This is a genomic window from Streptomyces sp. NPDC052299, from assembly GCF_040679335.1.
GTDB lineage: Bacteria > Actinomycetota > Actinomycetes > Streptomycetales > Streptomycetaceae > Streptomyces.
In genome coordinates, this window is the sequence record NZ_JBFAUP010000004.1 from 351,987 (window position 1) to 372,865 (window position 20,879).

General features: G+C 72.9%; 27 protein-coding genes. 9 read left to right on the forward strand and 18 right to left on the reverse strand.

All coding sequences use genetic code 11. From position 1 onward, the window contains the following. The first annotated feature begins 36 nt into the window (after positions 1-36). The 3 genes from AB0L33_RS09445 (at position 37) to AB0L33_RS09455 (ending at position 3,973) form a co-directional block, all read left to right on the forward strand. On the forward strand, positions 37-813 hold the full coding sequence (locus AB0L33_RS09445; protein WP_365679262.1) for a class I SAM-dependent methyltransferase: 777 nt from the start codon (positions 37-39) through the stop codon (positions 811-813). A 284-nt stretch (positions 814-1,097) separates the two neighbouring features. Beyond that, entirely contained in the window at positions 1,098-2,150 is a 1,053-nt protein-coding gene (locus tag AB0L33_RS09450; RefSeq protein WP_365679264.1) for an NlpC/P60 family protein, read from the forward strand. Between the two features lie 488 nt (positions 2,151-2,638). Then, a complete protein-coding gene (locus AB0L33_RS09455) occupies positions 2,639-3,973 on the forward strand; it encodes a SpoIIE family protein phosphatase (protein ID WP_365679266.1) in 1,335 nt (444 codons plus the stop codon). Here the strand turns inward: AB0L33_RS09455 and AB0L33_RS09460 are convergent. From AB0L33_RS09460 to AB0L33_RS09470, 3 genes are all read right to left on the reverse strand, one after another. Next, complete coding sequence (locus AB0L33_RS09460; protein ID WP_365679268.1) at positions 3,955-4,290, reverse strand: DUF2516 family protein; 336 nt, start codon at positions 4,288-4,290, stop codon at positions 3,955-3,957. The genes AB0L33_RS09455 and AB0L33_RS09460 overlap by 19 nt on opposite strands. Before the next feature lie 116 nt (positions 4,291-4,406). Next, positions 4,407-5,063: a hypothetical protein gene (locus AB0L33_RS09465; RefSeq protein ID WP_365679270.1), complete on the reverse strand. Its 657-nt coding sequence runs from the start codon at positions 5,061-5,063 to the stop codon at positions 4,407-4,409. Between the two features lie 50 nt (positions 5,064-5,113). Then, positions 5,114-5,521, reverse strand: coding sequence for a helix-turn-helix transcriptional regulator (locus AB0L33_RS09470; protein WP_365679272.1), 408 nt, complete (start codon positions 5,519-5,521; stop codon positions 5,114-5,116). A 127-nt stretch (positions 5,522-5,648) separates the two neighbouring features. On the opposite strand from AB0L33_RS09470, the gene AB0L33_RS09475 reads away from it, so the two are divergent. The 4 genes from AB0L33_RS09475 to AB0L33_RS09490 are packed head-to-tail and all read left to right on the forward strand — an operon-like array spanning position 5,649 to position 7,737. Further along, positions 5,649-6,350 (forward strand): N-acyl homoserine lactonase family protein, encoded by a 702-nt coding sequence (locus tag AB0L33_RS09475; RefSeq protein ID WP_365679274.1) that lies wholly within the window; start codon positions 5,649-5,651, stop codon positions 6,348-6,350. A gap of 19 nt (positions 6,351-6,369) precedes the next feature. Then, positions 6,370-7,251 (forward strand): aminoglycoside phosphotransferase family protein, encoded by an 882-nt coding sequence (locus AB0L33_RS09480; protein WP_365679276.1) that lies wholly within the window; start codon positions 6,370-6,372, stop codon positions 7,249-7,251. Beyond that, positions 7,248-7,406 carry a hypothetical protein gene (locus AB0L33_RS09485; protein WP_365679278.1) on the forward strand — a complete coding sequence of 53 codons (159 nt, stop codon included), beginning with the start codon at positions 7,248-7,250 and terminating at the stop codon, positions 7,404-7,406. The genes AB0L33_RS09480 and AB0L33_RS09485 overlap by 4 nt, the downstream gene beginning before the upstream one ends. Before the next feature lie 10 nt (positions 7,407-7,416). Beyond that, on the forward strand, positions 7,417-7,737 hold the full coding sequence (locus AB0L33_RS09490; RefSeq protein WP_365679280.1) for a hypothetical protein: 321 nt from the start codon (positions 7,417-7,419) through the stop codon (positions 7,735-7,737). Between the two features lie 6 nt (positions 7,738-7,743). Here the strand turns inward: AB0L33_RS09490 and AB0L33_RS09495 are convergent, their stop codons facing one another. From AB0L33_RS09495 to AB0L33_RS09505, 3 genes are all read right to left on the reverse strand, one after another. Continuing rightward, complete coding sequence (locus tag AB0L33_RS09495; RefSeq protein ID WP_365679282.1) at positions 7,744-8,997, reverse strand: GNAT family N-acetyltransferase; 1,254 nt, start codon at positions 8,995-8,997, stop codon at positions 7,744-7,746. Between the two features lie 73 nt (positions 8,998-9,070). Then, a complete protein-coding gene (locus tag AB0L33_RS09500; RefSeq protein ID WP_365679284.1) occupies positions 9,071-10,057 on the reverse strand; it encodes an asparaginase in 987 nt (328 codons plus the stop codon). 47 nt (positions 10,058-10,104) lie between these two features. Continuing rightward, entirely contained in the window at positions 10,105-10,734 is a 630-nt protein-coding gene (locus AB0L33_RS09505) for an ABC transporter substrate-binding protein (RefSeq protein ID WP_365679286.1), read from the reverse strand. Between the two features lie 118 nt (positions 10,735-10,852). On the opposite strand from AB0L33_RS09505, the gene dtd reads away from it, so the two are divergent. Beyond that, positions 10,853-11,302: a D-aminoacyl-tRNA deacylase gene (gene dtd / locus AB0L33_RS09510; RefSeq protein WP_365679288.1), complete on the forward strand. Its 450-nt coding sequence runs from the start codon at positions 10,853-10,855 to the stop codon at positions 11,300-11,302. A gap of 25 nt (positions 11,303-11,327) precedes the next feature. Here dtd and AB0L33_RS09515 read toward each other — a convergent pair whose 3' ends face one another. The 6 genes from AB0L33_RS09515 to AB0L33_RS09540 form a co-directional block, all read right to left on the reverse strand. Beyond that, the gene (locus AB0L33_RS09515) at positions 11,328-12,293 is read right to left on the reverse strand and encodes a folate-binding protein (protein WP_365679290.1); all 966 of its coding nucleotides are present in this window, start codon (positions 12,291-12,293) and stop codon (positions 11,328-11,330) included. 67 nt (positions 12,294-12,360) lie between these two features. Further along, on the reverse strand, positions 12,361-12,831 hold the full coding sequence (locus tag AB0L33_RS09520) for a Fur family transcriptional regulator (RefSeq protein ID WP_365679292.1): 471 nt from the start codon (positions 12,829-12,831) through the stop codon (positions 12,361-12,363). Positions 12,832-12,879: 48 nt separating this feature from the next. After that, positions 12,880-13,452, reverse strand: coding sequence for an FABP family protein (locus AB0L33_RS09525; RefSeq protein ID WP_361029918.1), 573 nt, complete (start codon positions 13,450-13,452; stop codon positions 12,880-12,882). 258 nt (positions 13,453-13,710) lie between these two features. Next, positions 13,711-14,586 (reverse strand): hypothetical protein, encoded by an 876-nt coding sequence (locus tag AB0L33_RS09530; RefSeq protein WP_365679294.1) that lies wholly within the window; start codon positions 14,584-14,586, stop codon positions 13,711-13,713. After that, the gene (locus AB0L33_RS09535) at positions 14,583-15,410 is read right to left on the reverse strand and encodes a hypothetical protein (RefSeq protein WP_365679296.1); all 828 of its coding nucleotides are present in this window, start codon (positions 15,408-15,410) and stop codon (positions 14,583-14,585) included. Before AB0L33_RS09535 ends, AB0L33_RS09530 begins: the two co-directional genes overlap by 4 nt. Continuing rightward, positions 15,407-16,249 carry a hypothetical protein gene (locus AB0L33_RS09540; RefSeq protein WP_365679298.1) on the reverse strand — a complete coding sequence of 281 codons (843 nt, stop codon included), beginning with the start codon at positions 16,247-16,249 and terminating at the stop codon, positions 15,407-15,409. Before AB0L33_RS09540 ends, AB0L33_RS09535 begins: the two co-directional genes overlap by 4 nt. Before the next feature lie 107 nt (positions 16,250-16,356). On the opposite strand from AB0L33_RS09540, the gene AB0L33_RS09545 reads away from it, so the two are divergent. After that, entirely contained in the window at positions 16,357-16,719 is a 363-nt protein-coding gene (locus tag AB0L33_RS09545) for a DsrE family protein (protein ID WP_018101651.1), read from the forward strand. A gap of 9 nt (positions 16,720-16,728) precedes the next feature. On the opposite strand, the gene AB0L33_RS09550 is transcribed toward AB0L33_RS09545, so the two are convergent. From AB0L33_RS09550 to AB0L33_RS09575, 6 genes are all read right to left on the reverse strand, one after another. Further along, complete coding sequence (locus tag AB0L33_RS09550) at positions 16,729-17,052, reverse strand: DUF3099 domain-containing protein (protein ID WP_365679301.1); 324 nt, start codon at positions 17,050-17,052, stop codon at positions 16,729-16,731. 155 nt (positions 17,053-17,207) lie between these two features. Then, positions 17,208-17,495 carry a DUF1416 domain-containing protein gene (locus AB0L33_RS09555; RefSeq protein ID WP_018101653.1) on the reverse strand — a complete coding sequence of 96 codons (288 nt, stop codon included), beginning with the start codon at positions 17,493-17,495 and terminating at the stop codon, positions 17,208-17,210. A 48-nt stretch (positions 17,496-17,543) separates the two neighbouring features. Further along, positions 17,544-18,389, reverse strand: coding sequence for a sulfurtransferase (locus AB0L33_RS09560; protein ID WP_365679303.1), 846 nt, complete (start codon positions 18,387-18,389; stop codon positions 17,544-17,546). A 160-nt stretch (positions 18,390-18,549) separates the two neighbouring features. Then, a complete protein-coding gene (locus AB0L33_RS09565) occupies positions 18,550-18,657 on the reverse strand; it encodes a putative leader peptide (RefSeq protein WP_365679305.1) in 108 nt (35 codons plus the stop codon). Between the two features lie 206 nt (positions 18,658-18,863). Next, the gene (locus AB0L33_RS09570) at positions 18,864-19,559 is read right to left on the reverse strand and encodes a DUF2993 domain-containing protein (protein ID WP_365679307.1); all 696 of its coding nucleotides are present in this window, start codon (positions 19,557-19,559) and stop codon (positions 18,864-18,866) included. Positions 19,560-19,682: 123 nt separating this feature from the next. Beyond that, positions 19,683-20,876, reverse strand: coding sequence for a hypothetical protein (locus tag AB0L33_RS09575; RefSeq protein ID WP_365679309.1), 1,194 nt, complete (start codon positions 20,874-20,876; stop codon positions 19,683-19,685). Positions 20,877-20,879 lie beyond the last annotated feature (3 nt).

A 20,879-nucleotide genomic window follows, 5' to 3' on the forward strand; every position in this document is an offset into this window, starting at 1 on the left:
GCGCCCGCATCCGCCCGGATCGTTACGCTCTGTGTCATGCGCCCGATCGGCACCGCGACGCGCGGCACCACCAACCCGAACCGGCTGCGCCGCATGGACCGCTGGATCGCCGCCACGCACGGTCCCGCCCTGCGCCGCGCCGGGAACCCCGTCGCCGTCGACCTCGGCTACGGGGCCGCGCCCTGGACCGCCGTCGAGCTGCTGGAGCGCCTGCGCACCGCCGAACCGCGCACGGCGGTGGTCGGCATCGAGATCTCCCCGGAGCGGGTCGCCGCCGCGCAGCCGTACGCCCGCGAGGGCCTCACCTTCCGGCACGGCGGCTTCGAGATCCCGTTGCCGGAGCGGCCCTCGCTGATCCGGGCGGCGAATGTGCTGCGCCAGTACGACGAGAGCGAGGTGGCCGGGGTCTGGCAGCGGCTGTGCGAGCGGCTGGCGCCGGACGGGCTGCTGGTGGAGGGCACCTGCGACGAGATCGGGCGCCGGCACGTCTGGGTGGCGCTGGGGCCGGAGGGGCCGCGCACGGTGACCTTCGCGACCCGGCTCGGCTCGCTGGACCGGCCGTCCGATCTCGCCGAACGGCTGCCGAAGGCGCTGATCCACCGCAACGTCCCGGGTGAGCGGGTGCACGCCTTCCTGCGCGACTTCGACCGGGCGTGGGCGGCCGCGGCGCCCTACGCCTCGCTGGGGGCACGGCAGCGCTGGATCACGGCGGTGCGGGCGCTCTCGGGCGACTGGCCGCTGACGGACGGAGTGCGCCGGTGGCGCCAGGGCGAGGTCACGGTGGCATGGGAGGCGCTGCGGCCCGGCGGGTAGTGAGGGCGCGCCTCGCCGCACCGGAATTCACCCCCGCGGCGGGAACGGCCGGGGGGTCGTCGTTCGTCGGAGTGAGTGGGACGTCGGGGGCGCCGGGGTGGCGGGGAGTGACGGAAGGGCGAAGTGCCGCCCGGAGGCCGTGGCGTGTCTGCCTCTGTTGCTTTTCAGTACGGCATGGCACGATCTGGTCGACGCCCCATGTTACTGACGGTTAATCAGACAATTGACCGATCTGGTTTGCTGGGTCTGCTCGAACAGTTGGGAACTGCTCGGAGGGGGAGCTCGTGTACCGACGCCACTGTGCCGCCGCCGCGATGACTCTGGTCTGCGCGCTGGCGGTCCTCGCCTCGCCGGTCCAGGCGTTCGCCGCGCCGACACCGCCGGAGTCCGCCGACGGCGGCGGGAAGAGCCTGGAACAGGTGCGCGCGGAGATCGACGAGCTGTACCTGGAGGCGGGCGCCGCCACGGACGCGTACAACCTCGCCGAGGAGAAGGCCAAGAAGCAGTCGGGCGAGCTGGTCGAGCTGGCGCAGTCGATAGTCGAGGGACAGGCGAGGATCACCGCCCTGAAGAACCGGGCCGGCGCCCAGGCCCGCGAGGAGTACCGCAACGCCGGACTCCCGCCGGGCGCCCGCCTCATGCTCAGCGGCGACCCGCAGCTCTTCCTGGACGGCATCAGCCGCACCCGCCAGGGCCAGCAGGCCACCAAGGGGCTCCTGGCGGAACTGACCAGGACCCAGCAGGACTTGGAGACGTACACCAAGGACGCCAGCACCAACTGGACCAAGCTGGAAGCCAACCGGGTCAAGCAGGCCAAGGCCAAGAAGAAGATCAACGCGCAGATAGCGGCGGCGAAGAAGCTGGAGTCGCGGCTGGCGAAGGAGGAGCGGGCCCGGCTCCTCGAAATGGAGCGGGAGGCCGCGCGCCAGGCACAGAGCGCGTGGCTCGACTCCGGCGCGCTGGAGGAGATCAACCGGGACGCCGGCCCGCTCGGCAAGAAGGCGGTGGCCTTCGCGACCGCGCAGATCGGCAAGCCGTACGTGTGGGGAGCGGAGGGCCCGAAGTCGTACGACTGCTCCGGGCTGACGTCCCAGGCATGGGCGGCCGCGGGCCGCCCGATCCCGCGCACCTCGCAGGAGCAGTGGCGGCTGCTGCCGCACATCGCGATCAAGGACATGCGCCCCGGCGACCTGATCATCTACCACGCCGACGCCACCCACGTCGGCATGTACGTGGGCAACGGCCAGATCGTCCACGCCCCCCGCCCCGGCCGCGACGTCACCCTGGCGGGCGCGGGCTCGATGCAGATACTCGGCGTGGTCCGCCCCGACGCGTAGTCCTCGGGCGGACGGCGGCCGGGGGCGCGGCTGCGGTGGCGCGCGTCGCGCCGGACACCGTTGCCCCTGGCGGAGCGACTCGCGCCCGGGCGAGCGAGGCGACGGCCGGCGGCCGGGACACGGCGGTGCGGCCGTCGGGACCGGTGGGGCGGGCGTCCCTGAGCGGCGTGCGGCTTCTCCCGGGTCCGGCACCGGCGAGTGCGCGCCCCGGCGCGGGCGGGCCTCCGGGCCTTCGACGGTGACGCGTCGGCGCAGCCGACCGCGCGGGGCCGGGGCGCGTGACCTTTGTCATGTCGCGATCGGCCGCCTCAGCGCGGCCCATCGCGCCTGATCCGTGGTGGGACGCGGCTTATGGCGGTGCATATGCCAGGCCCGGCGCGCGGGTCGCCATTCCGTTCCTGTGGTCCGTACCGCTATGGTCCCCGTCTGGCGGGACGTCGTTCGTCGCTCCGCCGCGCCCTCGGGGGGAGGGAAGGAAACCCGAACCGATGCCCGTACCCGAACCGCAGCCGTGTTCCGCGCCCGCCGCGGAGAGCAGCTCCGGCGCCGGCCTCACCCTCCTCGTGATCGAGGACGACCCGGCGGGCACCTTCACCGCCCCGGAGCTCTCCGCCGCGGCCGGTGCCCGGGTCCGAATCCGTGCCGCCCGCAACCTCACCGAGGCGGGCCGGCTCCTCACCGACGACGTGGACTGCATCCTGCTGGACCTGGCCCTGCCGGCCGGCGCCGAGGCGCGGGGCGACGGGGAGGGCGAGGAGGACGGGCTCGCCACGCTCAAGCACGTCCTGCGGATCGCGCCCCGGCACGCCGTGCTCGCCCTCACCGCCGAGGACGACGCCGAGCTGGCCGCCGAGGCGGTCCGGGTGGGCGCGCAGGACTATCTCTTCCGGGGCGAGCTGGACAGCAGGCTGCTGAGCCGGGCCATCCGCTACGCCGTCGAACGCAAACGGGCCGACGTCGCACAGCGCCAGCTCACCGAGTCCCGGCTGCGCGCCCAGGAGAACGCCCGGCTGGAACGCGGCCTGCTCCCGACCCCGCTCCTCGACGGCTCCGACCTGCGCTTCGCGGCGCACTACCGCCCGGGCCGCAGCCGCGCGCTGCTCGGCGGGGACTTCTACGACACGGTCCGCACCCCGGACGGCACCGTGCACGCGATGATCGGCGACGTCTGCGGCCACGGCCCGGACGAGGCGGCGCTCGGCGTGGAACTGCGCATAGCGTGGCGCGCGCTGACGCTGGCGGGGCTCTGCGGCGACGAGCTGCTCTCCACGCTCCAGGAGGTGCTGGAGCACGAGCGGGAGAGCGAGGAGATCTTCGCGACGCTCTGCACGGTGGACATCGCCCCGGACGGCCGCCGGGCGGGCCTGTGCCTGGCCGGGCACCCCGCACCGCTGGTCGCCCGGCAAGGACGGGCCGCACTGCTCCCGTACGAGGACGGCGGACCGGCCCTGGGCCTGCTGCCGCGGGCGCGGTGGCCGCGCAGGCAGGTGGAGCTGGGCGGGTCGTGGAGCCTGATGATGTACACGGACGGCCTGATCGAGGGCCGCGTCGGCGAGGGCACGCAGCGCCTCGGCCAGGACGGCATGGTCGCGATGGTCAACCGCCGGCTCGCCGAGGGCCTGACCGGCGAGGCGTTGCTCGAAGCGGCGGTGACACAGGCGCGGGAGCTGAACGGCGGCGAGCTGACGGACGACGTCGCGGTCCTGCTGCTCGACCGCGCCCAGGACACCGCCCGGCTCCGGCCCCCGGGCGGCGCGCGGAGCGTGAACATCCCGCGCCCGCGCCCGGCCTCACCGGCGAGGGCTCAGCGCCCGCCGTTGTAGGGGCCGTACGGGCCGTCGCTGCTGGAGCCGCCGCGGCGACGGCCGCCGCCGGAGACGGCCTTGAGGGCGGGCCGTACGTCCACGAGGAAGACGATGGTGGCGATCAGGCCGGCGATCTGCAGGAAGATGAAGATGGGCCAGAGGTTCACCGCCACCACGATGCCGAGAATGATCAGCCAGAAGGACTTCTTCTGCTTGTCCGCGGCGCGGTAGGCGTCCTCTCGGGCCATCAGGGCCATGACCAGCGCGACCACGGCAAGGACGAGCATGGCCGCGGAGAGCAGCCCCAGGAACGAGTTGAAGCCGTCGAGCAACATGATGTGCACCGCCTAGTCAGGTGGAAAGCGCCTCGCGGCCAAGGTACCGGGACAACGAACGGGCCACCCGGAATGTGCCCGCCCGCCGTCCCGGCACACCTGCCGGGGCATCGGCGCTACTTGCCGGACGGCGGGGTGGCCTTCTTCGCGGCGGGCTTCCGCGCCGGGGCCTTCTTCGCCGCGGCGGCAGGCTTGGCGGCGGCGGGCTTCGCGGCGGCCGGCTTGGCCGTGGTGGTGGGCTTGGCGGCGGCCGGCTTCGCGGCGGGAGCGGCCTTCGCGGGACCGGCCGGCTTCGGGGCGGCGGCCGGCTCGGACTCCTTGCGCGGCTCCACGACGACGGCGATCTCCACGATCTCGTCGGCGGTCTCGCCCCGCCACGTCCGCACGGTGCGCTCGCCGCGCTCGGCGACCTTCTCGTACGTCTCCCGGGCCCGTACGGCGTACTCGGCGGCGACTCCCACACCGCGCAGCGCCAGGTCCTGGGCGTTCTCGCCGAGCTTCTTCAGGTCGGTGTCGAAGGCGCCGATCACCTCGGTGACCTTGGCCTGGAGGACGGCCTGCGCCTCCCGGGCCTGCTCGGTGACCTTCTCCTGCACGGCCTTGGGGTCGGTGTTCCGCACGGCCTCGATCCGCTCCGGGGCCTCGGCCCGCAGCTGTTCGAGCAGCGCCGGCACCTTGCGGGCCTGGCGGACGGCGAGGTCGGCGGTACCGGCGGCGAAGTAGAGGGGGGTCGGGTCGGTGAGGGTCTTGCGCAGGTCATCGGTGATGGCCATGACTGTGGTCCTCCCGGATCATCAGACTGCGTGTGAGGGTGATGGAGCTCTCAAGCTGTATCGGCAGCACTGCCGTCGGCATTGAAGGAAGCGTCTGCCCCGGGCTCGTCGTCGAGCCCGTTCTCCTTGCGGAAGGAGGCGTAGATCTGGAGCAGCACGCTCTTCTGGCGCTCGTTGATCGACGGATCGGCGAGGATCACCGCCCGCGTCTCCAGCTCGTCCTGCTGCCGCTCGTCCAGAATCCCGGCCCGTACGTACAGGGTCTCGGCGGAGATGCGCAGCGCCTTGGCGACCTGCTGCAACACCTCGGCGCTGGGCTTGCGCAGCCCGCGCTCGATCTGGCTGAGGTAGGGGTTCGACACCCCGGCGGCATCGGCGAGCTGCCGCAGGGAGAGCTGCGCACTGCGGCGCTGCTCCCGCAGGTACTCGCCGAGATTGCCGACGTTGAGTGAGGCCATGCCTCGATGCTGCCCCCACTTGCTAACTTTTGCAAGCAGGCGCTTGCAAAAGTGTTCCCGCCCACATCGCGGTTCCGCTGACGGCAAAGCCGGTCGATGCCGGGCGGCGGGCTGCCAGGATGGGCGGATGGGGACCATCTCGGTACGCCGGCTCGACCTCGGGTACTTCGTCCGGCCCGCCGCGGAGACGGGCGGGCGGCTGCCGCGCGTCGAGCCCGTCCTCGCCTACTTGGTCCGGCACGACAACGGGCTGATCCTCTTCGACACCGGCATCGGTGACGCGGGTCCGGAGACGGAGGCGCACTACCGGCCCCGGCGGCGAGCCTTGCGGGAGGCCCTGGCGGCGGCGGGGACCGGCCTCGACGACATCTCCGTGGTCGTCAACTGCCATCTGCACTTCGACCATTGCGGCGGCAACCCCCTCCTGGGCGGCCGGCCGATCCTGGTGCAGGACGTCGAACTGGCCGCCGCCCGCGCGGGCGGCCACACCGTCGACGCGTTGATCGACTTTCCCGGCGCGGTGTACGAGGAGGTGTCCGGCGAATCCGAGATCTGGCCGGGGGTCCGGATCGTTCCGACGCCCGGGCACACCGACGGGCACCAGTCGCTGGTGCTCCGGCAGAGCGACGGCACGGTGGTCCTCGCCGGGCAGGCGCACGACTTCGCTTCGCACTTCGCGTCCGGGCAACTGGCCCGGCAGGCGGCCCTGGAAGGCGTGGAGCCGCCGCTTCCGCCGTATCGGCACTGGCTGGACCGGCTGGCCGACTTCGACCCGCGACGCGTGCTCTTCGCGCACGACTGCTCGGTCTGGGAGCCGGGGCGGCCCTGAACGAATCGGAGACCTGTCCATGCCCGAACGCGACGACACCCGAGCAGCACAAGACGTCCTGGACGAGGTCAACCTCGCCCACGGCACGCGGCTCCGGCTGCTGCGGCGGTTCGACGACGGGGTGCAGTCCGGGGCCTGGCTGCTGAGGGGTGAGGACGGGCGGCGGGCGGTCCTCAAGTGGAGCCCGTCGCGCTCCTGGGCCGGGCAGATCCTGCGCGCTGCCGACGCGGTGGCGAAGATCCGGAGCGCGGGCTACCCGACGCCGGAATGGATCGCCGTCGGTACGGGTAAGGGCGGGTTCGGATACCAGGTCCAGGCGTTCGTGCCCGGGCGCAGCCCGGACCGGGTCGGCGCGGAAGAGGCCCGGCTGCTCATCGGGCTCCTGGAGACGCACACCGGGCTCGACCCCGATCCGCGGCGGGACTGGTCGCGGTTCGTGCGGGAGCAGCTGTCCGGCCATCCGGACGGCCTCGGGCAGCAGGCGGCCGCGACCGGGGCGGCCGGGCGGGAGATGGCCGCCGTCTGCACCCGACTGCTCGCCGCCCACGGTGCCGTGGCGCTGCCCACCGGGGACCTGGTGCACGGCGATTTCCGCCCCGGAAACATCCTCCTGGACGCCGGCCGGGTCAGCGGCGTCGTGGACGTCGAGGCGATCGGCAGCGGGACCCGGGCCTTCGACTACGCGACCCTGCTGAGCGCCGAGGGCCTCACACCGGAGGCCGTGCGGATGCTCTGCGCCGCCGGTGAGCGGGCCGCCGGGCCCGGGGTGCTGGCGTACTGCTTCGCCCAGGTCGCCCTGGACCTCACCGTCTTCGTCCACCGACACCGGCTCGAACGCGGCATCCGGAACCTGCGCACCCTGACGGACCGAGCGGCGCTCCTCCTCAGCCGCGCCCCGTGACGAACCCCGCCACCACCGCCCCGAACGCTCCCCCGTCGTCCGCCCCCGGCCGCACGACGAGGGCGGCGTCCCGGAACAGTTCGGCGAACCTGCGGCGGCACGGCGACGAACTGGCCGCGCACCGGGACGAAGACGCCCACCCCGGCACCCCCTAGGCTCGTCCGCATGGCCTCGTTCCTGCCGTACCTCGTCAGCACCGGCCTCCTCGCGGCGGTCATGGGCTTGCTCGGGCTGCTCGCCGTACGGGTCAGGCGGCGCGGGCCCGCCGGGTCGGCGATGCGGGCCGCGCTGGCCGCGTACGACGAGGCGTTCCGGGTGACCGCCCACGAGTCGTACTACGAGATCCGCGCACAGGCGGACCGGCAGGCGCCGATGGCCTCGCCCGACGACGCGTGGCGCCCCGCGCCCGTCCTGACGCCCGCGCGCCGCGCCCGAGGGCCCCGGAGCCCCGGGAGGGCGTTCCTCCGCTGGTGGCGCCGGGGCTGACCGGGGTCAGAACACGTCCGGGCACCAGGGCCGCCGCGCCGCCCGGAACACCGGGTCCGCCTTCGCCGCCGCGCCCGGGACCAGCTCCTCCACCCGGCCCAGCGCCGCCAGCCGCAGGACCGATTCGTCGCCGAGCCAGAGCGTCCCCAGCTCCCGGATGTCCATCGCCAGGTCCGCCGAGCGCGTAGTCGGAGCGCAGGAGGCTCCGTCCGGCGTGGCGTCCAGGTGGACGCGGCCGGCCGCGTGGCCCGCCGCGTCCCGGATCTCCAGGACCAGCGACCCGGGCACCGCGTACGTGCGGGCCTCAAGGGCGCGGACGACGTCCAGGACGCGCACCCACAGGAAGTCCGCCTGCGTCACCACGCGCGCGGCGCGCGGGTCCGGCAGCAGCAGCGGGAGCAGGTCGTCCGCCGGGCGGATGCCGGTACGGATGGTGGAGATCCAGTCCACCGAGCACAGGTAGTGCCACAGCGCCCGCTCCGCCGCCGGGGTCACCGCGATCATGTCGCGCACCTTCGCGCCGTTCAGCGGCTGCTTCGCGTCGCTCCAGGTCTCGTCGACGCGGTAGACCAGCAGGCCGTCCACCGTGCCGTCGGGTCCCCGGTACACGGCGTAGAAGGGCTCGGTCCAGACGGCGAACTGGAAGGCGGCCACCCCGGTGAGCTGTTCCCACCAGCGCTCGTCGCGGTCCACCACTCCGTGCCGGAAGGCCCGCAGCCGCTCGTGCAGGGCGGGGCCGACCTCGCGGACCTCCGCCCCGTCCACCAGGTCGATCCGGCCGCCGTCCCCGTCCGCCGGTACGCGGCGCTGCCGGTCGAGGCCCGTGCGGTGGACATCGATCTCCCACACGGTGGCCCCGGCGGCCGGGCCGAACCCGTACCGCCCGTAGATCGGGTACTCGGCGGCGATCAGCGTCGCCGCCACCTCGCCGCGCTCCTTCGCCGCCGCCAGGTCACCGGCCATCATCCGGGTCAGCAGGCCCCGCCTGCGGTGCGTGGCGGAGACGGTGACGTTGGTGATCGCGTCCGTGGGCACCCGGGCGCCGCCCACCATCGTCAGCTCCTGCGCGAGCGAGCGGAACGTGGCCACGCACCGCCCGCCGTCGAACGCCCCCTGGGTGCGGGAGACGTCCATGTGGGTCCGCCGCCCGGTCACCTGCTCGTCGGTGGGCGTCGGCGCCCGCAGGAATCCGGTGTTGAGGGCACGCAGCCAGTCGGGGAGTTCGGACGGGGCGATGAGGCGGATATCGAGGTCGGTCATGCGCCTCACGCTAGGCAGCGCGGTGCGGGATGTCGCATGGTTTTGCCGCCCGGGCACGGGGACCGGCCAGGGCTCAGAAGACCGCCCGGATCTCCCCCACCTCGGCCCCGCCGCCCAGCAGCGGTGCCCGGCCGATCCGCCCGACCACCGGGGCGTCGATTCCCAGCAGCTCCAGCGCGCGGGCCAGGACGGGGCCCAGCGCCCGGGTCGAGCCGTCGTCGATCTTGAAGGCCAGCGCCCGGCCGTCCGCCAGGGCCACCGCCTGCACGGCCTCCGCGCCCATCTTCGACAGGGTGCCGGGCACCTCGCGCATCAGCCAGGTGTCGGGGCGCCGGGTCCCCGCCACGTACTCCGGGTGCGCCCGCATCGCGTCCGCCACCCGGCGCTCCGCCGTACCCGGCTCCGCGAGCACGAAGCCGCGGAACGCCCGCGCCAGGCCCACCAGCGAGACCGCCATCAGCGGCGCCCCGCAGCCGTCCGTGCCGACAGCGGCGACCTCCTCGCCCGCGGCCTCCTCCACGACCTGGTGCACCAGCTGCTGGAGGGGGTGCGCCGGGTCCAGATAGCCGTCCATGTCCCAGCCGTTGTGCGCGCAGACGGCGAGCATCGCCGCGTGCTTGCCGGAGCAGTTCATCGTGGCGCGCTCGCGGACGTGGCCGGCGGCGAGATACGTCTCGGCCTCCACCGCGTCCAGCGGCAGGTCCGGCGGGGTCTGCAGGTCCTCGGGCGACAGCCCGTGCTCGGCGAGCATCTTGCGTACGAGATCGAGGTGGAAGCCCTCACCGGAATGGCTCGCGGCGGCCAGCGCCAGCCGCTCCCCCGAGAGGTCGAGCCCGGCCCGCAGCACCGCCGCCGCCTGCATCGGCTTGTTCGAGGAGCGCGGGAAGACCGGCGCCGCCGGATCGCCCAGGGCCAGCTCCACGCCGCCGTCGGCGGCGAGCACGACCAGCGAGCCGCGGTGGTGGCTCTCGGTGAAACCGGACCGCACGACCTCCGCCAGCACGGGCAGGCCGGGGGCCGGGTCGGATATGGCGGGGGTGCGCGCTGCGCTGGAGGTCATGGGTGGCCTTCCGGGGACGAGAGGGACCCGCCCCCGGAAGGATCGCCTCAGGCGAGCAGGTCGTCTACTTGTGCTTCCCCGTCACGGTACCTGCGGGCGATCTCCGCCCCGCAACCGTCCGCCGTCCGCTGGAGCCGGTGCCGGCGCCGGGAAACCTGCTGTTCGTAGCGGACCAGGCGCCCCATGGCGGTGTGCAGCTCTTCGTCCGTCCGGGCGTCGAGGTCCGACAGCTCCACCTCGGCCAGCGTCTCGGCCGCCAGCTTGCGGTACTCGTCGCTGCGCGGCGTGGACAGCGTGACGTGCCGGGCGGACGAGCGGTGCGGGGACGGGGCGTCGGCGAGGATCTCCGGCAGCCGGTCCACCACCGGCGACTCCGGGTCCCGGCGCCGGGCCAGCTCGGCCCGGAGGATGTCGATCCGCCCCTGTACCAGCCGCCGCACGTAGCTGAGGTCGGCCTCGTCGCGCTGGGCGTCGCGGCGCAGGGCGCGCAGCTCCGGCAGGCGCAGGGCGGTCAGATCGGGCCGGGCCGCCCCTTCGCCGGCGTCGTCGCCCTGCCCGGTCCGCTGTACGGGCGGGCGCATGGTGCTGATGCTCGTACCGCCGCCCGTGCTGCCGCTGACACCGGGGCGCGCGACCGGCACTGCGCCCGGGGACTGCCCGGTTCCATGGGTGCTCATGCTTGTGTCCATCCCCTCGACCCGGTGCGTCGGCGCACCGCCTCCCGAGCATCGTGCCACCCCGAGGGGCCTTCTGAGGTTGCTCTGTACCCGTTCGGCCCAAGATAGGTTGGTCTGTATGCGTGCAGTGGTACAGAGGGTGGATGGTGCGAGCGTCACGGTGGCGGACGCCGCGGACGGCGACGGCGGTTCCCGCGTCGTCGGTGAGATAACCGGCGAGGGCCTGTGTGTCCTGGTGGGGGTGACCCATGAGGACACCCCGGCGAAAGCGGCACAGCTCGCCCGGAAGCTCTGGTCGGTCCGCATCCTGGAGGGCGAGAAGTCCTGCTCCGACGTGAATGCGCCGCTTCTGGTGATTTCGCAGTTCACTCTCTACGGGGACGCCCGGAAGGGCCGCCGCCCCACCTGGAACGCCGCCGCGCCCGGCGAGGTCGCCGAGCCCCTGGTGGACGAGGTCGTGGCGCAACTGCGGGCGCTCGGGGCGACGGTGGAGACGGGCCGGTTCGGGGCGGACATGCGCGTCTCGCTCACCAACCACGGCCCGTTCACCGTCATCGTCGAGGTCTGAGGCCCGTACCCGAGGCGGACAGGCCCTACGGCTCGACCACCGTCTCCTGCGCCGCCGCCGTGTCCCCGGCCAGCAGCGGCGCGTCGACCGCCACGTTCCGCTTCACCAGGGCGAGGGCGATCGGGCCCAGCTCGTGGTGGCGCGCGGAGGTGGTGACGAAGCCCAGCTGGCGCCCCTCCGGCCCGTCCGACGCGAGCCGGACCGGGGTGCCGGGGCCCGGCAGGTGGACCTCGCTGCCGTCCAGGTGCAGGAAGACCAGGCGGCGGGGCGGCTTGCCCAGGTTGTGCACCCGGGCGACGGTCTCCTGACCCCGGTAGCAGCCCTTCTGGAGGTGGACGGCGACGCCGATCAGGCCCAGCTCGTGCGGGATGGTGCGGTGGTCGGTCTCGAAGCCGAGCCGCGGCCGGTGCGCCTCCACGCGCAGCGCCTCGTACGCCAGCACCCCGGCGAGCGGGCCGTGCTCCGCCGCGTACGCCTCAAGACCGGCGCGCGGCAGGAACAGGTCGCGGCCGTGCGGAGTCTCGCGTACGACGGCCCCGTCCGGGACCTCGGCGATCGAGCCGGCCGGGAGGTGCACCACCGCGAAGTCCTCGGTGCGGTCGGCGACCTCCACCCGGTAGAAGAACTTCATCGACTCCAGGTACGCGACGAGGTCGCCCTGCGTACCCGGTTCGACGTGCATCCACACCGTCTCGCCGTCGTCCACGAGATACAGAGCGTGTTCGATGTGGCCGTTCGCGCTGAGGATGAGCGCTTCGGTGGCCTGGCCGGGGGCGAGTTCGGTGACGTGCTGCGTGATCAGGAGGTGCAGCCAGGCCAGCCGGTCGCTGCCGGTGACGGCGACGACGCCGCGGTGCGAGAGGTCGACCAGGCCCGAACCGTCGGCGAGGGCGCGCTGCTCGCGGAACAGGTCGCCGTAGTGCGCGGCGACGCCTTCGTCGCGGCCCTCGGCGGGGACGGCGCCGGGCAGGGACAGCAGGGGGCTCTTCATGCGACCAGCGTACGACTGGTTTTCCGGCCCCGAGGGCCCGGTGCCGGGGCTCGGGCCGCCCGGTGCCTCAGGCCCCGGGCGCCGGTGCCGGGCCGGTGGCGTCCGGGCCGCCTTCCGACGCCTTCGCCGTGCAGTCGGCGCAGCGGCCGAAGATCGCGAAGTGCTTCATGTCCGTCTCGAACCCGAAGGCGCCGCGCAGCTTCTCGGTGAACTCCGCGACGACGCTCACGTCCGCCTCGATCACGTCCGCGCAGTCCCGGCACACCAGGTGGATGTGGTGGTGGCGGTCGGCCAGGTGGTACGTCGGGGCGCCGTGCCCCAGATGGGCGTGGCTGACCAGCTCCAGCTCCTCCAGGAGCTCCAGCGTCCGGTAGACCGTCGAGATGTTCACGCCCGAGGCGGTCCGGCGCACCTCGGAGAGGATGTCGTCGGGCGTCGCGTGTTCGAGCGTGTCGACGGCCTCCAGGACCAGCTGGCGCTGCGGGGTCAGCCGGTAACCGCGCTTCCGGAGATCGGTCTTCCAGTCGGTGCTCACCACAGCCCCCAGTGTAGGTCCGGCCGGACGGCTACTCACCGGAAACAGCGGCTACTTGAAGAAGGCGATCCCGTCGTCCGGCAGGTCACCGAGGCTCTTGGCCATCGCTTCGACCTCCTCGGGCGTGACGGTCTTCTTCAGGTGCGCCGACATGTACGGCCGCAGCTCGACCTCGGGCGTCGCCTTCTCGCCGACCCACATCAGGTCGCTGTTCACATAGCCGTAGAGCCGCTTGCCACCGCTGTACGGGCCGGAGGCCGCGGTGCGGGCCACCGCGTCGGTGACGAGGTCGATCTGCGGCTTCTTGTCGGCCAGCTCGCCGTACCAGATCTCGATGACGCCCTGGTCGCGGGCCATGACGACCTCGACCTTGCGGTCCTTGTCGATGCGCCAGTAGCCGGTCTCGGTCTCCAGCGGGCGGGCCTTGTTGCCGTCGGCGTCGAGGACCCAGGAGTGCGAGGTGTACTCCAGGAAGTCACGGCCGTCGTGGCGGAAGGTGACCTCCTGTCCGAAGTTGCACTTCTCCGCACCCGGGAAGTCGGAGACGCCCGCGCCCACCCAGTTGCCCAGGAGGAAGGCCAGCGGGACGAGGTCCGGGTGGAGGTCGGACGGGATCTCGATCATGAGCGGCTCAGTCGATCTGTGAGGCGGGAGGCGGGAACGCCGGGAACGGGGAGGTGGTCAGCGCTGACCCTGGTACAGCTTCTTCACGGTCACGGCGGCGAAGGCGAGAACGCCGACGCAGACCAGGACCAGCAGGGCGGAGAAGAATGCCTCAAGCACGGGGGGCTCCTCGGACGAGCGGTTGGCGGCAGTACAGGGCAGTACAGGACCGGGCCTCAGCCTAATAGGTGGGGCCCGGTCCCGCCGTTCCGGGGCCGGTCAGCCCAGCAGCTGGTTCTGCAGGATCAGCGTCTGGTGGAACGGCACGCGCGGCGTCCCGGCAGCGCCCTTGCGGGACTGGACGACCACGGCGAGGGTGTCCCCCGCGATGACGTAGCCCGTCCGCACCTGCGCGGCGCCGTAGGGCTTCGGCTCGCTGAAGACGTACGAGGCCGTGGCCTCCACCTTCCCGCCGCCCTTCCAGCTCTCGTCGAGCTCCATCTCGTGCGCGCCGCGCATGTCGTCCCCGGCGGACGCCCCGATGAAGCGGTCGTCGCGGTACGCGTCGGCGTCGTCCGCCGAGCTGAACTGGAGCAGGTAGATCCGGTTCGACGTGCCGTCCGGCATGGTCCAGCCGCGGGCCGCGATGTGCCGCAGGGTGCCCTCGCGCAGGGTCTCGCCGATCCCGGCGCGCCCGCCCTCGGTGAACTCCGACTCGAACTGCTCGTCGCTGACCCAGCCGCCCTTGAGCTTCTTGTCCACCGTGGCCCCGGCCGGGGCGGGCAGCAGCAGCTCGCGCAGGTCGGCGTGGTGGATCTCGGACGGGTTGCCGTCGTTGTAGGGGCGCGGCGTGTCGGCCGGGAGCGCGGGCAGGGTGAGCCGGGGATAGTCCCAGCGCCCGTCGTCCTCGGTGGCGAGTCCGGGTACGTCGGTGCGCTCCATCGACGTGATGCCGTACGCCGTTCCCGCCCCGGCCGCGCCGAAGACCAGCACGGCGGCGGTCCACCGCGCCACGGCCCGCAGCACCCGGCGCGGGGGCCGGGGGCCCTGCGGCACGGGGCCCGGCGGCAGCGGCGGCATGGGCGGGAGAGCGGGGGCCGGCGGGGCCGCCTGGGGCTCCGGCCCGGTCGCGGGCGCGGCCGTCTGCTCGGTCATACGTATTCCCCCGGGGACGTGATGTGGTTCAGCTGGTCCTTCACCAGCTCGGCGACGGCCGACTTGCGGAACGGGTCGATGCCCGACGCGGAGAACGTGACCATCACCTCGCCCTCGTACGCCATGCAGAACATGCCCTCGACCCGCCGGTCGTCGTCCTTCGGGTCGAGGAAGCAGGAGGCGTTCCTCCTGTGGCCGGCGATCTTCGGGCCGTCGCGCAGGACGCCGATGCTGTCGAAGAGTTCGTGCCGGAAGGTGTAGAGGTCACGGACGGCCTTCTTGTCCTTCATCCGGACCAGCTGGGTGTCGATGACCAGGTCGTTGTCGTGCGAGGCGTAGGTGCGGATCGCCAGGCCCTGGATGCGGAGCTTGTCGATCCGCTTCTCGAACTCCCGCCGCTGCCGGCCCGACAGGCCGCGCCCGCCGTCCTTCATCTCCGCGGTGGCCGCGGCGCCGCTGAGTTCGGCGTCGTTGCCGTACGTGCCGGAGTCCGGGCCGAGCCGGTAGCCGGCCGGGACGGGCAGCAGCAGCTTGCTCAGCTCGGTGGAGGCCCTGCCCCGCGCCAGGTCCCCGGCGGGGTCCTTGGCCGGTTCGTGGGCCGGCTTCTGCCACAGCCGGGTCGGGACCGTGCGGTCCGCGCCGTCGACGGTGACCTTCGTGTACGCGGCGGCGCCGCCGACCCCGGCGAGCACCAGCACGACGGGGAGGACCGCGAGGACCACCCGGCGCGCCCTGCCCTTCCGTACGGGAGCGGGCTCCGGAGCGGCGAACGTCTCGGGTGTCTCAGGCGTCTGGGGCGTCTGGGGGACGCTGTGGTCGTTCACAGGCGCTCCAGCTGTCGCTCGGCCAGCGTCCGGATGTCCTTCTTGCTGATCGGCGCGCTGTCGTAGATGTGGATGTCGACCATGACGTCACCCCGGCTGAAGATCGCCCTGGCCTGGTAGAACGGCAGGTAACCGGCCTTGCGCTCGGCCGCGAAGAGGTAGTAGCGGCCCTCGGCGCTGCCCTTGATCGCGGTGCCGTCGTTGCCCGCGGCACTCTTCGCGGGCATGTACGAGCGCTGGTCCTCCGCGTGCGCGGCGGCAGCCGCGCCCGAGCCGAACTGCACCAGGTACACGTCGGCGGCGCGGTACTCGCCCTTCTTCCAGGACGCGCCCGCGACCCGGCGGATGCCCTGGTCGAGGAGGTCGCCGTACATGTAGTCCTCGTTGTTGAAGTTCAGGGCGTAGTCGTCCACCCCCATCCACCCGTTCTGGGTGAGGGCGGTCAGGCCCTTGTCCTCCTGCCAGCCCTTCGGCCGGGGCACGATCAGCTTGCGCAGGTCGCCGTCGGTGCGGACGCGGCGGTCCTGCGAGGCCGGGAGCGGGTCGGGTGCCTCGTCGGCGGGCAGCGCCTTCGCCGGATACGCCAGACCGGGCTGCGAGAGCGCGGACAGCGGTGTCGGGGCGCGGCCGGCCTGGACCCCGTAGCCGGTCGCGACGCCGCCCGCGATGCCGAGCACGGCCGCGGCGGCGATGATCAGGGCCGTACGCCCTCGCGGGCGCCGCTTCCCGACGACGGCGGGCTCCGCCGCGTCCTCCGGATGTTCCCCCGCCCCGGCCGTCCCGGCCGCATCGACGGGCGGCTCGGGCTGCCCGTCGGAAATACCGTCATTCGGATGCAAAATGGGTCCCCCCACGAGACCTTGAAGCACGGATTCCGTTATCCGCGCACACAACTGACCCACAGGTACGCGGTGGGGTTGTGCGGCCGACGATTACAGTTCCGTATATGCCGAAGAAGCTCGTGATCAAGGTGACCGCAGGTGCCGACTCCGCCGAGCGGTGCTCGCAGGCGTTCACGGTGGCGGCCGTGGCCGTCGCCAGCGGGGTGGAGGTCTCGCTCTGGCTGACCGGGGAATCGGCGTGGTTCGCCCTCCCGGGCCGCGCCGCCGAGTTCGAACTGCCGCACGCCGCACCGCTGCCGGATCTGATCGAGTCGATCCAGGCGGGCGGCCGGATCACGTTGTGCACGCAGTGCGCGGCCCGCCGCGACATCACCGAGGAGGACGTCCTGGAGGGCGTGCGGATCGCCGGGGCGCAGGTCTTCGTCAGCGAGATCATGGCCGACGGCGTACAGGCCCTCGTCTACTGAGAAGCCCTCTCAGCCGCGCCGCTTCCGGCCGTCCAGCTCGTCCCACCACGCGTCCGACTCCGGATCACCGGTGGCGCCACCGCCCTTGCCGGTCCTGGCGTCACCGGGCGGCGGCTGCGGCTCCTGCCGCCCGCCGGGCTCGTCCCACCAGCGGTCCTCCGGCCCCTTGCGGTTGCCGACCATCGCCGCCACGGGCGGGATCACCATCGCGACCACACACATCGCGATGGCGGCGGGCATCGACCAGAGCCTCACGAAGGCCCAGGCCGAGACGAAGAGGACGAGGCATGCGCCCATCAGTACGAAGTAGGCGCGCCGGCGTCGGCGGTACATGAGTCCAGCGTAGGCCCGATCGGCCCACTCGGCCGGTCCGGAGGAAACCCGCACTTCAAGCGGGCAGCACGAAGGGCCGTACCCGCGCCAGGCAAGCGTCCAAACCCCCTGGGGTACGGCCCTTCGGCCGGTCGTCGGCCGCGCCGACGGTCGTCCTAGACGGCGATGGCCACCTCGGCCAGGCCACCGGTCTGCGCGACGACCGTGCGGTCGGCGGTGCCGCCGGGGACGAGGGCGCGGACGGTCCAGGTGCCCTCGGCCGCGTAGAAGCGGAACTGGCCGGTCGCCGAGGTCGGGACCTCGGCGGTGAACTCGCCGGTCGAGTCCAGCAGGCGGACGTAGCCGGTGACGGGCTCGCCGTCGCGGGTCACGCTGCCCTGGATGGTGGTCTCACCGGGCTTGATGGTCGAAGCGTCGGGGCCGCCGGCCTTTGCTCCACACATGGTTCAGTCCTTCTGGTCGGGGGAACGTGCTGGTCCGGGTCGTACGGGTTACTTGTTGGCGCCGAGCTCGATCGGCACGCCGACGAGGGAGCCGTACTCGGTCCACGAACCGTCGTAGTTCTTGACGTTCTCCTGGCCGAGCAGCTGGTGCAGCACGAACCAGGTGAGCGCGGAGCGCTCGCCGATACGGCAGTACGCGATGGTGTCCTTCGACAGGTCGACCTGCTCGGCCTCGTAGAGGGCGCGCAGCTCGTCGTCCGACTTGAAGGTGCCGTCGTCGTTGGCGTTCTTCGACCACGGGATGTTGCGGGCGCTCGGCACGTGGCCGGGGCGCTGCGACTGCTCCTGCGGGAGGTGCGCCGGGGCGAGCAGCTTGCCGCTGAACTCGTCGGGCGACCGCACGTCGACCAGGTTCTGGGTGCCGATGGCCTTCACGACGTCGTCGCGGTAGGCGCGGATGGACTCGTCCTGCGGCTTGGCCTTGTACTGCGTGGCCGGGCGGGACGGGACCTGGTCGCCGTCCACCAGGTCGCGGGAGTCGAGCTCCCACTTCTTGCGGCCGCCGTCGAGCAGGCGGACGTCCTGGTGGCCGTAGAGCTTGAAGTACCAGAACGCGTAGGAGGCGAACCAGTTGTTGTTGCCGCCGTAGAGGACGACCGTGGTGTCGTTGGCGATGCCCTTCGCGGACAGCAGCGCCTCGAAACCGGCCTGGTCGATGAAGTCGCGGCGGACCGGGTCCTGGAGGTCCTTGGTCCAGTCGATCCGGATCGCGTTCTTGATGTGGTTCTTCTCGTACGCGGAGGTGTCCTCGTCGACCTCGACGATGGCGACCTGCGGGTCGTCGATGTGGGCCTCGACCCAGTCGGCGTCGACCAGGACGTCACTGCGGCTCATTGTGTTTCTCCTCCGGGGCAGTCTGCGGCGAGATGGTGCACGGGTGGTGCGTGATGCGGATGTGCGGGGCGCGGGCCGGGGCCGTATCCACGGGCGGCATGCGCGATGGCCCCGACGTGCGGTCGAAGGGCCTGGGAATGCGGGAAACCGGGCGTCCCGCTCAGACAGTGCGACAGAGCATGGCGGCGACGCGGCACAGGTCCACTGCCCGCCGCTTCGTGAGATCCGCCTGGCCACCCTGAGGGAGGCCGCCAATAGAGCACTGCATGGGTCCGATCGTAGGGACGTACGGGCGGACATGTCACCGCCGTGTCGCATCCTGAGACAGGATCGTCCGCATTGCGGGACACCCGCCGCTCACCCGCATCCCCGGCGCCCTCGGGCGAGGCGTCCGGGTGGTCGGCCATCTGCGGACCGGACCCGCCCGTCTCACTATGTGGCTGGCCACTCACCCCTGCCCGCCGACGGGGCCGGTCATCCGGCCAGGCGCACATCGGTGCCGGTCACCGATATCTCCAGACCCTCGGCGGTCGGCTGGATCTTCTCCAGCTTCAGGCCGTTCGGCAGCCCTCCGACCTCGCGCTCGAAGTCGGTCTTCTCGCGGATCAGCTTCTCCAGGCCGGGGATGCCCTCACCCGGCACCTTGTCCGCGTGGACGCGGACGGTGCGGCCGTCGAGCAGGGTGACGGTGGACAGGACGCTGCGCGAGACCGGGCGCCCCAGGAAGGGGACGGCGACCGTCCCGGACACCTTCACCTTGTTCTTGCCGCCGTACTCGACCTTGACGCCCTTGCTGGCGGCCTCGGTCAGGTCCTCGTACGAGATGACGGCCGACCCGGTGGCACGGGCGGCGGTGGCGCCGGACAAGCCGTCGGTCAGGCGCACGTCGTGCAGTTCGGCCTTCATGGTGGAGATCCGCAGTGTGCGTCCCCCGGCGCGGGTCTCGATGCCGGTGATCTTCACGTCGACCCGGTCCAGCTCCGAGCCGGCGAGCTGGGTGAGGAACGGGAAGCCCTTGACGGAGATGTCGGTGGAGCCGATCCGCGCGCCCGGTACCTGCACCCGGTCCTCGGCCTGCGACTCGGCGACGTAGACCGCCACCCGGTCCACGGCCACGAACAACGCCGCCAGGATCACCAGGGCGATGCCCCATATTCGCAGTGCACGCATGCCTGTCCTTCCCCCACCCTGCCGTCCCCGTACGGCGTGATCGACGTGCGGAAGCCCCCCAACGGTTCCCCGTGGAGGGCTTCGCCATGCGGATGGAGCGGTACGGATTCGAGACGTGCGGGACTACGTCAGGACGCGCCCCAGCACGTAGACGGCCGGCGCGGCCGCGGTCAGCGGCAGGGCCACACCCGCCGTCATGTGGACGAAGCGTGACGGGTAGTCATAGCTCGCGACCCGCAGTCCGATCAGCGCGCAGACCCCGGCGGCGAGGCCGAGCAGCGCACCCTTCGCACCCAGGTCCGTGGCCGCCCCCGCCACCGCTCCGGCCCCCGCCGCGACGGCCAGCGCGGCCACCACGGAGACCGGCGCGGGCAGCGGCAGCGCCCGTACGAGCACGGCGGCGGCGACCGCGACCGCACCCGCCGTCACGGCGTCCGGGACGGCCGCGAGGTGGCCGGCCGCCAGCACCGCGAGGGCGGCCGACGCGACGGTGGCCATGAGGCCCTGCATCCGCTCGTCGGCGCCGGCCCGGCTGCGCAGCTGGAGGACCACGGTGAGCAGCACCCAGACGCCCAGCGTGCCGATGATCGCGGCCGGACCGTTCTCCCGGCCCGCCGCGAGGAGCGCCACATCGGCGACCAGGCCGCCGGCGAACGCGAGCGCGATGCCCTGCCGGGCCGGCCACATGCCGTTGAGCCGGAACCAGCCCGCCGCCGTCACCGCCTGGAGCAGCACCAGCGGGACGGCCAGGACGTACGGGCCGACGGCCGCGCCGAGCGCCAGCAGCAGTCCGAGCGCCGCGGTGATCGCGGCCGGCTGGATTCCCGGCGCGATGATCGGGGAACGCCCCTCGGCCCGGGCGCGCTGCGCGTCGGTGATCCGGGCGTTGCCGAGGGTGGTGGGCGCGCCGTACCCGTCGGCGCCGGAAGTGGCGGGGGCGGGCGGCGCGGGCTCGGCGTGCACCTCGGGCGGCAGCGGACGGGAGCCGGTGGCCGGCTGGTACTGCGTGTCCCAGGTCTGGCCCTGCCAGGTCTGTGTGGCGCCCTGGTCCGGCTGCCCGGCCGGGGCGTCCGGATACACCTGGCCGCCGTAGGCCGGTTCGCCGTACGCGGGTTCGCCGTACGCCGGCTCGCCGTACGCCTGCTGCGGATACGCCTGGGGGTACGCGTCCTGCTGCGGATACGCCTCCGCCTGGGGATACGCCTCCGCCTGCGGGTAGCCGTACGCCTGCTGCGGGTCCTGCCCGTACCCGTACTGCGGCTGCTGGCCCGGGCCCTGGGCGCCCGGGTGGTACGGATGCTGCTGATCGTTGCTCATGTG

Excerpts from the sequence above, each read along its gene's own strand:
- AB0L33_RS09455 (WP_365679266.1), top strand. The coding sequence starts at position 2,639 with ATGCCCGTACCCGAACCGCAGCCGTGTTCCGCGCCCGCCGCGGAGAGC.
- AB0L33_RS09530 (WP_365679294.1), bottom strand. The coding sequence starts at position 14,586 with ATGACCGAGCAGACGGCCGCGCCCGCGACCGGGCCGGAGCCCCAGGCG.
- AB0L33_RS09565 (WP_365679305.1), bottom strand. The coding sequence starts at position 18,657 with ATGCAGTGCTCTATTGGCGGCCTCCCTCAGGGTGGCCAGGCGGATCTC.
- AB0L33_RS09500 (WP_365679284.1), bottom strand. The coding sequence starts at position 10,057 with ATGACCTCCAGCGCAGCGCGCACCCCCGCCATATCCGACCCGGCCCCC.
- AB0L33_RS09475 (WP_365679274.1), top strand. The coding sequence starts at position 5,649 with ATGGGGACCATCTCGGTACGCCGGCTCGACCTCGGGTACTTCGTCCGG.
- AB0L33_RS09525 (WP_361029918.1), bottom strand. The coding sequence starts at position 13,452 with ATGATCGAGATCCCGTCCGACCTCCACCCGGACCTCGTCCCGCTGGCC.
- AB0L33_RS09555 (WP_018101653.1), bottom strand. The coding sequence starts at position 17,495 with ATGTGTGGAGCAAAGGCCGGCGGCCCCGACGCTTCGACCATCAAGCCC.
- AB0L33_RS09460 (WP_365679268.1), bottom strand. The coding sequence starts at position 4,290 with ATGTTGCTCGACGGCTTCAACTCGTTCCTGGGGCTGCTCTCCGCGGCC.
- AB0L33_RS09570 (WP_365679307.1), bottom strand. The coding sequence starts at position 19,559 with ATGCGTGCACTGCGAATATGGGGCATCGCCCTGGTGATCCTGGCGGCG.
- AB0L33_RS09505 (WP_365679286.1), bottom strand. The coding sequence starts at position 10,734 with ATGAGCACCCATGGAACCGGGCAGTCCCCGGGCGCAGTGCCGGTCGCG.
- AB0L33_RS09550 (WP_365679301.1), bottom strand. The coding sequence starts at position 17,052 with ATGTACCGCCGACGCCGGCGCGCCTACTTCGTACTGATGGGCGCATGC.
- AB0L33_RS09560 (WP_365679303.1), bottom strand. The coding sequence starts at position 18,389 with ATGAGCCGCAGTGACGTCCTGGTCGACGCCGACTGGGTCGAGGCCCAC.
- AB0L33_RS09495 (WP_365679282.1), bottom strand. The coding sequence starts at position 8,997 with ATGACCGACCTCGATATCCGCCTCATCGCCCCGTCCGAACTCCCCGAC.
- AB0L33_RS09575 (WP_365679309.1), bottom strand. The coding sequence starts at position 20,876 with ATGAGCAACGATCAGCAGCATCCGTACCACCCGGGCGCCCAGGGCCCG.
- AB0L33_RS09545 (WP_018101651.1), top strand. The coding sequence starts at position 16,357 with ATGCCGAAGAAGCTCGTGATCAAGGTGACCGCAGGTGCCGACTCCGCC.
- AB0L33_RS09470 (WP_365679272.1), bottom strand. The coding sequence starts at position 5,521 with ATGGCCTCACTCAACGTCGGCAATCTCGGCGAGTACCTGCGGGAGCAG.
- AB0L33_RS09490 (WP_365679280.1), top strand. The coding sequence starts at position 7,417 with ATGGCCTCGTTCCTGCCGTACCTCGTCAGCACCGGCCTCCTCGCGGCG.
- AB0L33_RS09480 (WP_365679276.1), top strand. The coding sequence starts at position 6,370 with ATGCCCGAACGCGACGACACCCGAGCAGCACAAGACGTCCTGGACGAG.
- dtd (WP_365679288.1), top strand. The coding sequence starts at position 10,853 with ATGCGTGCAGTGGTACAGAGGGTGGATGGTGCGAGCGTCACGGTGGCG.
- AB0L33_RS09515 (WP_365679290.1), bottom strand. The coding sequence starts at position 12,293 with ATGAAGAGCCCCCTGCTGTCCCTGCCCGGCGCCGTCCCCGCCGAGGGC.
- AB0L33_RS09465 (WP_365679270.1), bottom strand. The coding sequence starts at position 5,063 with ATGGCCATCACCGATGACCTGCGCAAGACCCTCACCGACCCGACCCCC.
- AB0L33_RS09445 (WP_365679262.1), top strand. The coding sequence starts at position 37 with ATGCGCCCGATCGGCACCGCGACGCGCGGCACCACCAACCCGAACCGG.